The organism is Hymenobacter ruber, assembly GCF_054783255.1.
On the sequence record NZ_BAAGQX010000002.1, the window covers coordinates 511,560 to 526,218 of the forward strand.

The following is a 14,659-nucleotide window of genomic DNA, read 5'->3' on the forward strand; positions in this document are numbered from 1 at the left end:
CAACGGCGGCTTCGCGCCGGTCCTACGGGTACTCATCGGCCACCATTTCCTCGGCTTTCACCATGTTGGCCATGCCGTTGAGCAGGGCATCGGGGGTGAAGGAAATGCTGTCGATGCCCTGCTCGACCAGGAAGCGGGCGAAGGCCGGGTAGTCGCTCGGGGCCTGGCCGCAGAGGCCAATGGGCCGCCCGTGCGCCTTGGCGGCGTGGATGACCTGGGCCAGCAGCCGCGTCACGGCCTCGTTGCGCTCATCAAAGAGCCCGCTCACAATGGCCGAATCCCGGTCCAGCCCCAGCGTTAGCTGCGTTAAGTCGTTGGAGCCGATGGAAAAGCCGTCGAACACCGTGGCAAATTCCTCGGCTAGGATGACATTGCTCGGAATTTCGGCCATCACGTAGATTTCCAGGTTATCGACTCCCTGGCGCAGGCCGTAATCGGCCATCAGGGCCACTACGCGCTGGCCCTCTTCCACGGTGCGGCAGAAGGGAATCATGGCCTTGATGTTGGTCAGGCCCATGTCGTGGCGCACGCGCTTCAGGGCCTCGCACTCCAGCCGGAATCCCTCGCGGTATTGCGGGCTGTAGTAGCGCGACGCGCCCCGGAAACCCAGCATCGGGTTTTCCTCGGCGGGCTCAAACTGCTTTCCACCCAGCAAATTGGCGTACTCGTTGGTTTTGAAATCACTCATCCGCACGATGACTTCGCGCGGGTAGAAGGCCGCCGCCACGAAGCCCAGCGCCTGCGCCAGCTGCTCGATGAAATACTCGGGCTTGCTGGAATAATTGGCCGTCAGGGCCGTGATTTCCTCGCGGGCTTTCGCATCGGTCAGCTGGTCGAACGCCACCAGCGCCATAGGGTGCACCCGAATGGCGTTGCTGATGATGAATTCCATGCGCAGCAGGCCCACGCCCTGGCTGGGGTAGCGCGCCAGCGTGAGGGCCCGGTCAGGGTCGGCCAGAATCAGCATCGGCTTGGTGTGGGGCTGGGCAAGGTGTTCCAGGTCGATTTCGGCTTCCTCCCAGGCCAGCGCGCCCTCGTAGATGTGGCCTTCGTCGCCCTCGGCGCACGAGACGGTAATGCGCTGCCCGTCTTGGATTTTCAGCGTCGCATCGAGCGTGCCCACCACGGCCGACAGGCCCAACTCCCGCGCCACAATGGCCGCGTGGCTGGTGCGCCCACCCTGATTCGTCACGATGACGGACGCCTTCCGCAGCACCGCGTTCCAGTCCGGGCTGGTGCTGTTCGTGACCAGAATTTCGCCCGCCTGCAGGCGGTGGCCCTCGGCCGGCGAGGCGATGATGCGCGCCACGCCCGACACAATCTGGCTGCCCACGGCCTTGCCGGTGGCCAGCAGCGGGCCTGTTTCGGTGAGATGGTACTCGTGCAGGCGCAGCGCCCGCTGGCCGTGGTGAATGGTTTCGGGCCGGGCCTGCACGATGAATAAGGCATTGCTGAGGCCGTCCTTAGCCCATTCGATGTCCATGGGCATGCCGTAGTGCTCCTCAATCAGCAGGCACCAGCGGCCCAGCTGCTCGGCTTCGGCATCGGTGAGCACGAACTGGGCGCGGCGCTCGGCCGGGGTGTCGGTGTTTTTGATGCCGGCCGCGCCGGCGGCGAGGCTGGTGGCGTAGCGCATGGTTTTGGCCTTGTCGCCCAGCTTTTGGCGCACCAGGGCGCGCTTGCCAGCGCGTAGGGCGGGTTTGAAAAGGTAAAACTCGTCAGGGTTCACGGCGCCCTGCACCACGTTTTCGCCCAGGCCCCAGCTGCCGGTGAGGTACACCAAGTTTTCGTGCCCCGTTTCGGGCTCGATGGTGAAGGCCACACCGGCCGAGGCTAAATCGGACCGCACCATGGTTTGCACGCCCACCGACAGCGCCACTTTCACGTGGTCGAACCCGTTCTGCACGCGGTACTTAATGGCGCGGTCGTTGAACAGCGACACGTAGCATTTCCGGCAAGCGTCGAGCACGGCCTCGGGGCTGCGCACATCCAGAAACGAGTCGTGCTGCCCGGCGAAGCTGGCCGTGGGCAAGTCCTCGGCCGTGGCGCTGCTGCGCACCGCCACCTGGATTTCGTGCTCGTAGCCGTCCACCAGCTGCTGGTAGGCGTCTTCAATGGCCGTGGCTACAGGCGCGGGCAGCGGGGCCGCACTTAGCAACGCCCGCGCCTGGCTGCCGATGTCGGCCAAATTGCTGAATTCCTGATTATCCATCTGCGCCAGCAGGGCCGCGAGGGGCTCGCGCAGATGGTTTTCATCCAGAAACAGCCAGTACGCCGCCGCCGTGGTAGCAAACCCATTCGGTACGCTGATGCCTTTGGAGGTGAGGCGATTGAACAGCTCGCCCAGGGAAGCATTCTTGCCGCCCACCAGCGCCACGTTGTCGTTGGTCAACTCCTGAAAAAACAGTGCGAATGGTGCTGGTGCCATGATGCGGAGGGAAAAGACAAGTGGTTGGAAAAATGACCGGGCACGCGCCACGCACGGCGTAAAGCGGCCTTTCATTGCCCTCAAAAATATCCGCCGCCCATTCGGCCCACACTGCGTTTTCTTACCCTGCAGCCTGATAAAAATCATGGCCTAAAAAACCGTACTGCCAGCTGAAAATCAGTCGTTTGTTCGGCTTCGCAGCAGCTTGTACACTTCCACCCAGCCCGCGCCAAGCAGGGCGGCCAGCGCGCGGTCGCTGCGCAGGCTTTGGTACACCGAAATGCCCGCCACGGCCAGCAGCGCAACAATGAGCGTGATGGCTTCCTCGCGGCGGCCCACGCCGAAATACAGACCGCAGGCCGCCAGCAATAGCACAAACATGGGCTCAGTCACGACTTCCTTCAGGGTGAGCCACAAGCCCGAGCGGCCGGTAGCGGCAAACACGTTGCGCCCGTACGCCGCCCGGGATTGGACAACAGCTTCTTTGGACAAACCGGGCACAGTGAGCGGGGCAGACGGGACAGATTTCACCCTTACTTAACCCTGATTTAAGGCTGTTTATCCAGCACTATTCTTAAAATCAAACCGCCACGCAGGAGGGGAACTGCGTGGCGGAACGGGGTTGCCGGGCGGACCAGCGGACGTGTACGGGTGGCCTGCTACGCCTCGGCCTTCGCCGGCGTGGCGGACGCATCCTGCGGCACCTCGGCAACGGCGGGCAGCACCAGCACGGGCACGGGGCACTGCTCTACCAGCCGGGCCGTAATGCTGCGATGAAACAGGTCGCTCATGAAGCTGCGCTCGCGGGCCAGGGTGATGACCAGGTCGGCCGCCACTTCCTGCGTGGCCGTGAGCACGCCCTCAGCGTAGTCGCTATCGATGTAGCCGCGCAGCTCGGGGTGAGTAAAATCGACCAGGCCGCTGGCCCGTACGGCCCGCAGGGCGGTCGCGCAGCCATCGTCGTCCACCACCCCATCCGACACGTGGGCCACCACCACGCCCCCCGTCCCGAGCTGGGCCAACAGGGGGCGCAGCGCCTGGGCGGCCGGCCCCAGCGTAAACGACTCGCGGTCGGCCGCAATCAGGAAGCGGTGCGGCGGCTGGGTGGTGGGCGTAGTGGTGGGCACGGTCAGCAGCGGGTAGTGGCCGGCCCGCAGCAGCTCAGCGCACAGGGCCGTCATGCCGGCATAGTCGGGGTGGTCGGCATCGGGCTGGCCCAGCACAAACAGGGCCGGGGCGTAGCGGGTGGCCAGCTCGCGGGCGATGTCGGGGAGCAGGTCGGTAGCCATTTCCACGGCGGCGGGCGCGTGCAGGCTTCGCGCCAGCTGATGCAGGGCCACCACGGTATCGGACTGCCCGGCCAACTCCTGGCGGTGGTACTTCTCCCCCACCGCGCCCACCAGCTCGTAGGGGTCCAGCAGCGACGCCCGGTTGACGTGCAGCAGCACCAGCTGGGCCTGCACGGCCTGCGCCAGCTTATCGGCATAGTGGATGGCATGGCGGGCGGGCTCGTAGAAACCAGACAGCACGATGAGCGTGAGGAGCATGGCGAAAGCAGGTTTTAGTGAGTGACAGAGATGAAGGCCCGCGTCTCAACCGAGTCGGAAACCGGGGCGGGAATATGGGCCGAGAGCAGCAGCACGGGTACCGGCGTGTGCCGCAGCACATAGTCGATAACGCTGCCAATGAAAACCTTATGCGCCCAGCCGTGGCCCTGGTCGAGCAGCGCCACCAGGTCGGCCTCCAGTTCGTGCACGGCTTCCAGAATGCCCGGGCCGGGCTCCTCGCCCACCACTTTGTGCAGGCCGCAGCTGGCTATGTCGTCGGCGAGGCCGCTGTGCTGGGCAGCTCGCAGGCCATGCCAGCCGCCCAGGCTGTTGGCCTCCGACAGTACAGTAACGGCCACCACGTCCAAGTCCAGCCCCTCGAGCAGGGGCGCGACGGCCCGGGCGGCCGGGGCCAGCCGGAAAGGCCGGTCTTCTACAGCCAGGGCCAGGCGGCGGGGCTGGTGCAGGGCAGTATCGGGCAGGTGCTCGGGCACGAGCAGCAGCGGGCAGCCGGTTTGGCGCGGCAGCGGCGCAGCGCGGTTGCTAAACCACTCGTCAAGAAAGCCATTAGTGGCCGTGAGCCCGGCCACAATGAGCATGGGCCGGTATTTCTCGCGGGCCTGCTCAATGGCCCCGAGCCAGTCGGCTTCCAGCACCTCGGCGGTGGTGGGCACGGGCATGGTTTCGGCCACGTGGCGGAGGCAGCGGCAGGTTTCGGGCACGTAGTCCTCATCCTTCACGGGCAGCACCAGGCCGTATTCCGTGACGACGGGCATCGGCAGAAACACGTGCACGAGATGAAGCTCAGCATCCAGCGGGGCGGCCAGCACCGCGGCATAGGCCCGTGCCCGCTCGGCGGCGAGCGAGAAATCAGTCAGCACAACGATGTTGGGAACCATGGCAGATAATTAGCTGGAAGTGAGGCTGCGATTGGCCGCGCGGCTACGACCGTGGCCGGAACCCAGGCCGCAGAAAAGAATTAGCGCACGGTAAAATTCGCTTTTCCCCGCAGGCAAAGCCCTGACGCTGATTAGTTCCGCCTATGACTTTCGTCATGGACAAGCCGCGCCGCAATCAGGCGACGGGCTGCTTCTGGACTACCGGCGCGGCCAGCTCGTGCGCGGCGGGCTGCCCCAGGGCCCAGGCCGAGAGGCTGGCCAGGGTGGCATCGGCAATGTTGGTGAGGGCCTCGCGGGTGAGGTAGGCCTGGTGGCCGGTGAGCAGCACGTTGGAGAAGGTGAGCAGGCGGGCAAACGTGTCGTCGAGCAGCAGGTCCTGACGGTGGTCAACGAAAAAAAGCGGCTTTTCTTTCTCGTACACATCGAGTCCCAGGAACCCCAACTGGCCGGTTTTGAGGGCGCGCAGGGCGGCTTCGGTATCGAGCACGCCGCCCCGGCCGGTGTTAATGAGCATCACGCCGCGCTTCATCTGGTGGAGCAGCTCGTCGTCAATCAGGTGCTGGGTTTCGGCGTTGAGCGGGGTGTGCACCGAGATGATGTCGGCCTGGGCGCAGCACTCTGCCAGCGTCACGTAGCGTAGGCCGTACTGCGCGGTCAGGTCGGGGTTGGGCTGCACATCAACCCCCAGCAGCCGGCACCCAAAGCCGTGCAGAATGCGCGCCACCACCCCGCCAATGCGCCCCACGCCCAGGATGCCCACCGTTTTGCCGTGCAGGTCGAAGCCGATGAGGTGGTCGAGGCGGAAGTCGTTGGCCCGCAGCTGCTGGTCGGCCTGCCGTAGGTGGCGGCACAGGGCCAGCATGAGGGCCACCGCGTGCTCGGCAATGGCGTAAGGCGAATATTCGGGCACGTTGGCCACGCGCAGGCCCAGCTGGCGGGCGGCGGCTAGGTCCACGTTGTCGGTGCCGGTGGCACGCACGGCCAGGTAGCGCACGCCCAGGTCCCAGAGCTGGCCCAGCACCGGGGCCGAGGCATCATCCCGCGTGAAGATGCTCACGGCCTGCGCCCCCTGCGCCAGGTGGGCGGTATCGGCGGTGAGGGGCGTATCGAGTAGGGTGAGCTGGTGACGGGTTTGGTTGGCGCGCTGCAAAAAGCTGCGCTCAAACCCTTGCGTACTGAAAGCAGTGACGTTCATATAGGGCTTAAAAATGACTCCTACTCCATCAGAAGGCAATTTTCTGGCGGTGAGCAATTTGCTACTGGCGAAAAATCCAGTCTGAAACACAATCAGCGAATGGCCGTGGCGGCGTGGGTGGCCACGGCCTGCCGGGCGGCTTCCTGCTCGGCTTCGGCAGCCAGCCCGGCCAGGGCGGTCATGCTAAACAAGCGGCCGCGCAGCACCACCGCCTCAATCAAACGCAGGTTGTGGATGTCATCGAGCGGATTGCCGTTGAGCAGCACCACATCGGCCGCGTAAGCGGGCTGAATGCGGCCCGTATCGAAGCCGTGGCCGGTGGCCATGGCGGGGTTCACGGTGCCGGCGCGCAGGGCCTCGGCGGGCGTGAGGCCAAGCGCCACCAGGTGCTCCAGCTCATCGTGCAAGCTGCCGCCATAGAAGAGGTTGGGCGTGCCCGAGCCGGCATCGGAGCCCGCCACCAGCCGCACGCCCAACAGCCCAAACGTGGCCACCATACCGCGCTGCAGCGAATCGGCGGCGTGGATTTTGGTGAGCCTGGAGGCCGACAGATGCGGCCGGTCATGGGCAGCCTGTGCCCATTGCCGGCGCACGTTGGCCGGCACCGAGCGAAGGCGCGGGTCTTCCGGGGCGGGGTCGTGCCGCAGGTCGAAATCGTGGGCTACCAGCGCGGGCATCACGGCGGTGCGGCTCTGCAGCAGGGCCTGGGCCAGGGCCGTGCAGCGGCTGGGGCTGAAGCTGGCCACAACGTCCTTTTGCTGCGCTTTGATGCTGGCTTGCAGCGTGGGCAGGGGCCGGGGACCGGCCAGGGCTGTGGCCCGCGCCGCCACTAGCTCGGCCTCATGGCCGGAGCAGCCCAGCAGCAGCTTGTCGGTGTGCTCGATGCTGCGCTGGCCGGCCGCGATGGCATCAAGCACCGGCACGGCCTCGGGCACCGCGCCGGCCAGGTGCACCCGTCCCAGGCGGGCAGCGGCAGCGATGCCCCCAAAGGCCTCAGGCGACAGATACGGGCCGACTTGCAGGCTGCACCAACCCGTTCGCATCAGGGCTTCGGCCCGGGCGTAGCCTTCGGCGCGGGTGGCCGTGAGGGTCAGGCTGGTGCTGGCATCGGCCGAGCCGTCGAGGACGGGGCCGGCCAGTTCGATGCGTGGCCCCACCCGCTCGCCGGTTTCCAGGGCCTGGTAGGTGCGCAGCAGGTCGGCGAGGGGCCGGGCCGCGCTCACGTCGCGAATGCTGGTGATGCCGTGGGCCACGTACAGCGGCAGGGCCAGCTGCTCCTCGGCGGCCGAAGCCAGGGCGTGGGTGTGGAAATCCCAGAGGCCGGGCACCAGGTACTTGCCGGTACCATCGAGGGTGGGCACGCCCCGGCCAGCCGGCAGCCACTGGCCCACCGACACAATGAAACCGTCGCGCAGCACCACGTTGCGGTGGGGCTCGATTTCGCCCAAATCAACGTTCACCACGTTCACGTTGGCAATCACCAGCTCATCCACCGGCGGGGGCGCGATGACTGGCGGAATAACGACGACCGCCGGACGCTGCCCGGCGGCCAAGTGCCCAGAGCAGCTCAGCCCCAGCAGTAACCACAGAAATCGCAGATTGATATTCATCGCCTTGAAATAGAGATGCTTTGGATTGCAATATTCATCAACTCACGCGGTCGAATTCATGACAAAAATCAAGGCTTCGGCTAATAATGCGCAGGGCGTTGGCGCCCGGCGGGCCGGTTCTTTGCATTCGGATTCCTCCTTTTTCCGGCTGGACTCCGAACTATTGCCCGGCACGCGCGCAACCCCGCTGGCGGCAGGCTCATTCGCATTCGTGTATTTCTCCTGCCGATGTTATGGCTGAGCTCGACCTGCCCGTTTCGGTTGCCTCCCGGCGCAGCCCCGACCTTGCCGGGCTGCTGGCCGAGCTCAGCACCGTGCGCGATGAGATGACGGGCTTTGCCACGCAATGCGCTAGCTACCTGACGCCTATTCACCCAAATTTTCAATTGGGAGCCCGCAACCTGCTGCACTACCTGGCTCTGCGCCAGCGCGACCTGCGCCCCCTCCAATACCGCCTCGCCGAACTCGGCCTGTCATCTCTGGGCCGGGCCGAAGCTCACGCTCTGGCCAGTGTGGAAGCCGTGCTAGCCGTGCTGCACACCCTGGCCCGTCCCACCTCAAACGGGTTGGACCAGCCGGCTGAAGCTTACCCAACCTTCAGCAGTGGCCCGCGCCTGCTGGCCGAGCACAGCACCGCCTGCCTGGGGCCGGTGCCGGCCGCGCGCGACGTGCGCATCATGGTGACCATGCCCAGCGAGGCCGCCACCAATTATGCGTTGGTAGAAGAGCTGTTGCGGCAGGGCATGGATTGCCTGCGCATCAACTGCGCCCACGACGATGTGGCGGCCTGGCAGCAAATGATTGAGCACCTGCGCCGCGCCGAGCAGGCCCTGGGCAAGCCCTGCAAAGTGAGCATGGACCTGGCCGGCCCCAAGCTGCGCACCCAGGGCCTGCCGCCCGGCCCCGCCGTGCTGCAAGCAGGGCCGGCCCGCGATGCCTTTGGGCGGAAGCTGGCCCCCGCACGGGTGTGGCTGAGCGCCGCCGAGCAGCCCACGGTGCCCCCGGCGGCAGCCACCAAGCTGGCCTTTCCCGCCGCCTGGCTGTCGGGCCTGCAGGCCGGCGAGGCGGTTGCGTTTGTTGATGCGCGGGGCCGGCGGCGCAAGCTGCACATTAGCAGTTGCAACCCGCAAGGGTGCTGGGCCGAGCTTGGCAAAACGGCCTACCTCACGCCGCTCACGCAGTTTCGGGCGGTAGCCGGCACGGCTACGCTTCAGCACCTGGCTCCGCTGGAGCCGTTTATTCTGTTGCGGCCCGGCGACGGCCTGCTGGTGCTGCGCCGGGCGGCGGGCGCCGGGGCGCCGTTGGCCGATGGCGAAGTCACGGCAGCCATTGGCTGCGCGTGGTCCGAGGCGTTCGACTACGTGCGGGCCGGCGAGCCCATCTGGTTCGACGATGGCAAGATTGGCGGGGTCATCGAGCGGGTTGAGCCCGAAGCCCTGCGGGTGCGCATCACCCAGGCCCGCCCGCAAGGCGAAAAGCTGCGCAACGACAAGAGCATCAACCTGCCCGAAAGCCGCTTACCCCTCGCAGCCCTCACAGCGAAAGACCGGCACGACCTCGCCTTCGTGGCCCGGCACGCCGACCTGGTGGCCCTCTCCTTCGTCAGTTCGGCGGCCGATGTGGAGCAGTTGCGGCAGGAAATCAGCCGCCTCACCGCCCGCGAGCTGCCCATTATCCTCAAAATTGAAACGCGGCGGGGCTTCGAGCAACTGCCGGCCCTGCTGCTCAGCGCCATGCAGGCCAGCAGCTGCGCGGTGATGATTGCCCGCGGCGACCTGGCCGTAGAATGCGGCTTCGAGCGCCTGGCCGAGGTGCAGGAAGAAATCCTGTGGCTGTGCGAGGCCGCCCACGTGCCCGTCATCTGGGCCACGCAGGTGCTGGAGAGCCTGGCCCGGGGCGGCATGCCCTCCCGCGCCGAAATTACCGACGCCGCCATGGGCGACCGCGCCGAGTGCGTGATGCTCAACAAAGGCCCGCGGGTGGTGGAAGCCGTGCACATTCTCAGCGGCATTCTGCAGCGCATGCAGGCCCACCAGCGCAAGAAAAGCGCCATGCTGCGCGGCCTGCGCGTGGCCCAGACATGGCCGGGGGCCTGAAATCGAGCTAATCAGCTCATGAAGCGGGCCGATAGTTTAGGCTGGCTGCGGGTTCTCTGCTCCCACAACGGGCAGCACGTTTTGGTGCTGCTCAAAAAACTCATCGCACCAGCGGCACACGTTCTGTAGCTCTTCCCCCCGGGCCAGGGCGTGGGCCTCGCTCACGCCAACAGATTCGCCCATTTTCCACGGTTCGCCCTGGTTGAGGCGCTGCATGATTTCGGACTGGGAGGCGCGCAGCAGCACGTCGGCCACTTTTTCCTGGCGGGCATCGCCGAGGGGGAATTTGGTGCCGGGGCAGCAGGGGTTGATTTTCCAGAGCTGGATGCTGATTTCCTGCGGCAAATCGGTGCCCCCCAAAAAGCCCTTGGCCCCAGACAGGATGGCGCAGAAATTATGGCCAGGGTCGCGCAGCCAGATGTTTTTTTCGAGGGCGCGGCCCCGGGCCCAGTTGCCGCCCAGCCACATGTCTTCGGTGGCGCCCCAGTAGCCCCAGCTCAGGCGGTGGCCTTTCACGAGGAGGTGCTCTTTGTCGATGAGTGGGTCGTGGTCGTCACCGTTCACACCCCGGCTCTCGAAAAGGTCGGCCAAGGTCATGAGGCGGGAGCCGGCCAGTTTGTGGTAGCGGTCGATGCTGGCGATATCAAAGCGCGTGACGCCTTTTTCAATCAGCAAATCGAGGATTTCCGGGGTGAGCAGGTCGCCGTTGGTTTGGAGCATCACCTGCGTGCGGCCCTGATACTTTTCCTGCACGGCATCGAGGATGAGGTAAAGCTTGGCGCGGTCGGCCAGGGGCTCGCCGCCGGAGAGGATGAGGCGGTCGATTTCATCGGGCAGGTTGCGCACGATGCGCAGGCAGTCCTGGGCGCTGATGCGCGTGCCCTGCGGGCCGGAGCTGTTGTAGCAATGGTCGCACTTGTCGTTGCAGAGCTGGGTGAACACCCAGTACACGGACTCGCAGTGGCTGAAATCGGTTTTCATGCAGTGGAAATATCTCGCAGCTGAAACGGGCGTCATGCTTCGAATACGCTCAGCCTGAAGAGCGGGAGGTTTGTTGAATGCTCGCCCAAAAGGCCAACTCACTGCCAATGGCCGTGCGCGCATCCTGCACAAACTCGGCCACCGAGGCGAAGCTGGTGAGTGCACCCTGGTCGAGGTAGCCAAAGCGGGTGCCCACGGTGAGGGCCTCGCGGCTGTCGTGGGTAACAAAAAGGGAAGTAATCTGGTGCTGTCGGCTCACGCGCAGAAAGAGCTGCTGCATGTCGGCGCGGGTTTGGGCATCGAGGTTGCCGAAGGGCTCATCGAGCAGCAGCAGGCGCGGCCGGATGATGAGCGCCCGGCCAAACGACACCCGCTGCCGCTGCCCGCCCGAAAGCTGATTTGGCGCTTTTTGCGCATGCTGGCGCAGGTCCAGCTCATCGAGCATTTCGCTGACCTGCTGGTCGATTTCGGCTTTCGCTACCTTGCGAATGCGCAGACCAAAGGCCACGTTCTCAAACACGGTGAGGTGCGGAAACAGCAGCGGCTCCTGGTAGAGGTACACCATCTGGCGCGCATTGGGCGGCACGGGGCGCAGGTCCTGGCCCTGCAGATGCAGGGTGCCGGCATCGGCCGTTTCCAGGCCGGCCAGGATTTTCAGGAGCGTGGTTTTGCCGCAGCCCGAGCGGCCCAGCACTGCCAGCACCTCGCCCCGATTCAAGGCAAAAGAGATGTCGCGCAGCACCGACTGGGCCGCGAACTGCTTGGATAGGTGCGCAACGGTCAGCAGCGCGCTCATGGGCGGGAGCGGGCAGCGTATGCGCCGAAATGAATAAACCTGGCTGGCAGCATGAGGGAAGTGAGCATTGGAGGCCGAAAGCTACGGCTTCCGCAGCAGGGCAGTTTTATTGACCAGCAAAAGCACGGCGGGCGGCAGCACCAGTAGCAGCGACGCCACGGCGGCCAGCGGCGCATTGGCCTCGCCCACATACGTAAACACCTGCACCGTGAGCGTCCGCACCTTGCCCACGCTGAGCACGTTGGTCAGGCCGAAATCGAACCAGCTCAGCAGGAACGTCTGGACCAGCGCCGTGCGCAGCCGCGGCCACGCCAGCGGCAGCAGCACCTGCCGCAGCGCCTGCCGAGGCGTGCAGCCCAGCGTGCGGGCCAAGTGCTCGTACTCGGTGGTTTGCACCGACCAAAAGCTGCGCAGCAGCAGCGTGGCAAAGGGCAGCGCCACCAGCAGCAGCCCCAGTAGCACGCCGCCCACCGACCCCGACAAGTGCAGCCGGATAATAAACGGCTGAATGAGCACCGCCAGCAGCACCGGCGGCAGCGCATACGGCAGGTAGCTGGCCGCTTCCCAACGGGCCGCCCGGCGGCTGCGCGCAATGGCGCGGGCCAGCACAAAACCGCCCGCCGTGGCCACCACCGCCACCGTGCCGGCCAGCAGCAGGCTGCGGCCCAGGCCCGCCAGCAGGTCATTATCGGCCGCCAGGAGGCTGCGCAGAGCATTGAGTGAATACACCGGCGGCAGCGCGGCCGGAAACCGCCACCCCTCGCCCACCGCCAGCAGCCCAAGCAAGCCGAAGGGCAAGGCGAAGAGGATTGCTAAGGTGACGACGAGCAGCTTGGAACGCATGGCATTAAGGATTGAAACGAGGTAGAGACGCAATATTTTGCGTCTCGTCGTTGAACGAGCGGAACTGCGCCGGACAACGCATAACTGCGCAGGCTAAACAACATCAGCAACGACAAGACGCAAAATATTGCGTCTCTACTCCATGCGCACCCGGCGGATGAGGCGCAGCAGCACGCCAATCAAACCCAGCAGGCCCGCCGCTACCAGAAAGCCCGCCAGGTAGGCGGCCGGTAGCTCGCGCAGGTCGAAGCGCTGGAGGCGGGTGGCGATGTACACGCTCAGCATCTGCGGGTACGGGCGGCCCAGCAGCAGCGGGATGTCGTAGGCGCCCAGCGTGGCAATGAAGCTGAGCAGCAGCGTGGGCGCCGCCCGGTGCAGCAGCACCGGCACCGCCACCCGCCGCCGAAACTGCCCCGCGCTGGCCCCCAGCGTGAGGGTGAGCTGGCGGTAGTCATCGAGCCGGCTTTCCCGATAAATGGCCAGGAAAAGCAAGGTCAGAAACGGAAATGTGAGCAGCACGTGCGCCAGGATGATGCCGATGCCAGCTCCATCCTGCACCAGTTCGGGGAAGGCTTCGAGGCGCGAAATGAGCCCCAGCCGAAAGCTGATGCGCGCGAGCCACCCCGCCCGGCTCAGCAATTGGAACAGGTAGAAGCCCACCACCAGCGCGGGCATCAGCAGCGGCACGTAGAGCAGGCCCGGCAACGGCCAGCGCCGCAGCGTGGGCTGCGCCCGCAGCACCAGCAGCAGCGCCAGCCCGGTCGAAATACCCACCGAAGCCAGCGCCACCCAGCTGCTGAAAAGCGCGGCGCAGGGTAGGCCACTATCGGCCCCCAGCGCCTGCCAGTAGCGCCCGGTGAAGCCGGCGGCCAGCGGCCCGGCCAACCCCACGCTGCCCAGCAGGGCATACGCCAGCCCGGCCAGCGGCAGGCCCGCCACCAGCAGGCCATACAGGCCCAGCAGTGGGCTAGGAAGCCGGAACGGGCGTGCCTTCGATGACATAGGTGCGGAAATCCTTGAACAGGCGCGTCATGTATTCCGGGTCGGGCTCGGGCAGGGCCAGGCTCTGGATGGCCTCGCGGCGGGGTGCATAGCGGCGCGTGGGCAGCTGCTCGAACTGCTGGCGCTGGGCAGCGGGCAGGGCTTTGAGGTTGAGCACGGTATGGTCGCCCCACACGTTGGGGTCCATCTTTTTGAGCTGGGCCTCGGGCGAAATCAGAAAGTTGACGACCAGCATGGCCGCTTCGGGGTGTTGGGCGTGGCGCACGATGCCCAGGTAATGCGAGTTCTGGATGGTGCCGGGGGCGGGCACGTAGGCCCGGGCCGTGGCCGGGAAGACCTTCTGATTAACCTTGTTATCGACTTCCGCGTCGTTGTTGGAGAAGGTGAAGGCCACTTCGCCGTTGGCAAAAAGCTGGTGCAGCGGAGCCAATTGCTCGGGAAAGGTCTGGCCCTGCTTCCAGAAGTAGGGCTTGCTCTCGTTAACCTGCCGCCACAGCGCCCCGGACCATTTCTTATACACAGCCTCATCAAACTTGCCCTGGAACAGCTTCGGGTCGCCCGCCAGCGCCATCATCCAGGATTTCAGCAAGGTCATGCCCGTAAACTCGTTTGGGATGGTGAACTGACCGGGGTGCGCCCGCACGAAAGCCGGCAGCTCGGCAAATGAGCGGGGCGGGTGCGCCACACGGGCCGAATCGTAGATAAACGTGAACTGCACGTTGCCCCAGGGGCACTCCATGCCCGCCACCGGCTGCTGGAAATCGGTATTGATGAAGGGGTTTTGCAAGTCGAGCAGCGGGGCATTGGGCAACTTCGCCACGAAGGGTCCCAGCAGCGCATCCACCTGCCGCAGCTGGTAAAATGTCTCGCCGTTTATCCAGACCATGTCGGCCTCGCTGGGCTGGTTGGCCTGCTGCTCGGCGGCCAGCGTCTGGACCAGGGCCGCGCCCTGGCCCGCCGCAATTTGCAGGTCGATGCCGTAGCGACGCTTCACCTCGGGCTTCACGTAGGTGCTCATATACTTGTTGATGAGCGGGTCGCCCTGCCACATCATCATACTCACGGGCTGGCCGTGGCCGGCGGCTTCGATTTGCGGCCAGGTCTGGGCGAGCATCTGCTGGGGCTCGCGGAGCTTGTCGGAGCCGCAGGCGGTGAGCAGGACAAGCGTGGCGAGGAATGGAAGGAGGTTTTTCATTGGAGAATAGAAATCAAAGAACGTCATGCTGAGCGCAGTCGAAGCATCTCTACCGCATAACTAAATC

12 protein-coding genes are annotated in these 14,659 nt (G+C 65.5%); 1 reads left to right on the forward strand and 11 read right to left on the reverse strand.

All coding sequences use genetic code 11. The features are described 5' to 3' along the window. Positions 1 to 22: 22 nt before the first annotated feature. From ppsA to ACYVM5_RS02900, 6 genes are all read right to left on the reverse strand, one after another. Positions 23 to 2,428: a phosphoenolpyruvate synthase gene (ppsA, locus tag ACYVM5_RS02875; RefSeq protein ID WP_460616671.1), complete on the reverse strand. Its 2,406-nt coding sequence runs from the start codon at positions 2,426 to 2,428 to the stop codon at positions 23 to 25. A 177-nt stretch (positions 2,429 to 2,605) separates the two neighbouring features. Further along, complete coding sequence (locus ACYVM5_RS02880; RefSeq protein WP_460616672.1) at positions 2,606 to 2,929, reverse strand: cation-transporting P-type ATPase; 324 nt, start codon at positions 2,927 to 2,929, stop codon at positions 2,606 to 2,608. Between the two features lie 158 nt (positions 2,930 to 3,087). Then, positions 3,088 to 3,975: a universal stress protein gene (locus ACYVM5_RS02885; protein WP_460616673.1), complete on the reverse strand. Its 888-nt coding sequence runs from the start codon at positions 3,973 to 3,975 to the stop codon at positions 3,088 to 3,090. A gap of 14 nt (positions 3,976 to 3,989) precedes the next feature. Beyond that, on the reverse strand, positions 3,990 to 4,874 hold the full coding sequence (locus ACYVM5_RS02890) for an adenine nucleotide alpha hydrolase family protein (protein WP_460616674.1): 885 nt from the start codon (positions 4,872 to 4,874) through the stop codon (positions 3,990 to 3,992). 175 nt (positions 4,875 to 5,049) lie between these two features. Beyond that, on the reverse strand, positions 5,050 to 6,069 hold the full coding sequence (locus ACYVM5_RS02895; protein ID WP_460616675.1) for a 2-hydroxyacid dehydrogenase: 1,020 nt from the start codon (positions 6,067 to 6,069) through the stop codon (positions 5,050 to 5,052). Positions 6,070 to 6,161: 92 nt separating this feature from the next. Beyond that, positions 6,162 to 7,679 carry an amidohydrolase family protein gene (locus tag ACYVM5_RS02900; protein WP_460616676.1) on the reverse strand — a complete coding sequence of 506 codons (1,518 nt, stop codon included), beginning with the start codon at positions 7,677 to 7,679 and terminating at the stop codon, positions 6,162 to 6,164. 233 nt (positions 7,680 to 7,912) lie between these two features. Between ACYVM5_RS02900 and ACYVM5_RS02905 the strand changes: the two genes are divergently transcribed. Beyond that, entirely contained in the window at positions 7,913 to 9,775 is a 1,863-nt protein-coding gene (locus tag ACYVM5_RS02905) for a pyruvate kinase (RefSeq protein ID WP_460616677.1), read from the forward strand. Positions 9,776 to 9,811: 36 nt separating this feature from the next. Here the strand turns inward: ACYVM5_RS02905 and ACYVM5_RS02910 are convergent, their stop codons facing one another. The 5 genes from ACYVM5_RS02910 to ACYVM5_RS02930 form a co-directional block, all read right to left on the reverse strand. Continuing rightward, positions 9,812 to 10,756 (reverse strand): radical SAM protein, encoded by a 945-nt coding sequence (locus ACYVM5_RS02910; protein ID WP_460616678.1) that lies wholly within the window; start codon positions 10,754 to 10,756, stop codon positions 9,812 to 9,814. Positions 10,757 to 10,805: 49 nt separating this feature from the next. Continuing rightward, positions 10,806 to 11,552, reverse strand: coding sequence for an ABC transporter ATP-binding protein (locus tag ACYVM5_RS02915; RefSeq protein ID WP_460616679.1), 747 nt, complete (start codon positions 11,550 to 11,552; stop codon positions 10,806 to 10,808). Positions 11,553 to 11,633: 81 nt separating this feature from the next. Next, positions 11,634 to 12,395 (reverse strand): ABC transporter permease, encoded by a 762-nt coding sequence (locus ACYVM5_RS02920; RefSeq protein ID WP_460616680.1) that lies wholly within the window; start codon positions 12,393 to 12,395, stop codon positions 11,634 to 11,636. Positions 12,396 to 12,530: 135 nt separating this feature from the next. Next, positions 12,531 to 13,397: an ABC transporter permease subunit gene (locus ACYVM5_RS02925; protein WP_460616681.1), complete on the reverse strand. Its 867-nt coding sequence runs from the start codon at positions 13,395 to 13,397 to the stop codon at positions 12,531 to 12,533. Further along, complete coding sequence (locus tag ACYVM5_RS02930; RefSeq protein ID WP_460616682.1) at positions 13,363 to 14,592, reverse strand: ABC transporter substrate-binding protein; 1,230 nt, start codon at positions 14,590 to 14,592, stop codon at positions 13,363 to 13,365. The genes ACYVM5_RS02925 and ACYVM5_RS02930 overlap by 35 nt, the downstream gene beginning before the upstream one ends. Between the last annotated feature and the right edge of the window lie 67 nt (positions 14,593 to 14,659).

What these genes read in the sequence shown, in the direction of transcription:
- ACYVM5_RS02885 (WP_460616673.1), bottom strand. Translation starts at nt 3,975, where the DNA reads ATGCTCCTCACGCTCATCGTGCTGTCTGGTTTCTACGAGCCCGCCCGC.
- ACYVM5_RS02910 (WP_460616678.1), bottom strand. Translation starts at nt 10,756, where the DNA reads ATGAAAACCGATTTCAGCCACTGCGAGTCCGTGTACTGGGTGTTCACC.
- ppsA (WP_460616671.1), bottom strand. Translation starts at nt 2,428, where the DNA reads ATGGCACCAGCACCATTCGCACTGTTTTTTCAGGAGTTGACCAACGAC.
- ACYVM5_RS02925 (WP_460616681.1), bottom strand. Translation starts at nt 13,397, where the DNA reads ATGTCATCGAAGGCACGCCCGTTCCGGCTTCCTAGCCCACTGCTGGGC.
- ACYVM5_RS02915 (WP_460616679.1), bottom strand. Translation starts at nt 11,552, where the DNA reads ATGAGCGCGCTGCTGACCGTTGCGCACCTATCCAAGCAGTTCGCGGCC.
- ACYVM5_RS02930 (WP_460616682.1), bottom strand. Translation starts at nt 14,592, where the DNA reads ATGAAAAACCTCCTTCCATTCCTCGCCACGCTTGTCCTGCTCACCGCC.
- ACYVM5_RS02905 (WP_460616677.1), top strand. Translation starts at nt 7,913, where the DNA reads ATGGCTGAGCTCGACCTGCCCGTTTCGGTTGCCTCCCGGCGCAGCCCC.
- ACYVM5_RS02895 (WP_460616675.1), bottom strand. Translation starts at nt 6,069, where the DNA reads ATGAACGTCACTGCTTTCAGTACGCAAGGGTTTGAGCGCAGCTTTTTG.
- ACYVM5_RS02920 (WP_460616680.1), bottom strand. Translation starts at nt 12,395, where the DNA reads ATGCGTTCCAAGCTGCTCGTCGTCACCTTAGCAATCCTCTTCGCCTTG.
- ACYVM5_RS02900 (WP_460616676.1), bottom strand. Translation starts at nt 7,679, where the DNA reads ATGAATATCAATCTGCGATTTCTGTGGTTACTGCTGGGGCTGAGCTGC.
- ACYVM5_RS02890 (WP_460616674.1), bottom strand. Translation starts at nt 4,874, where the DNA reads ATGGTTCCCAACATCGTTGTGCTGACTGATTTCTCGCTCGCCGCCGAG.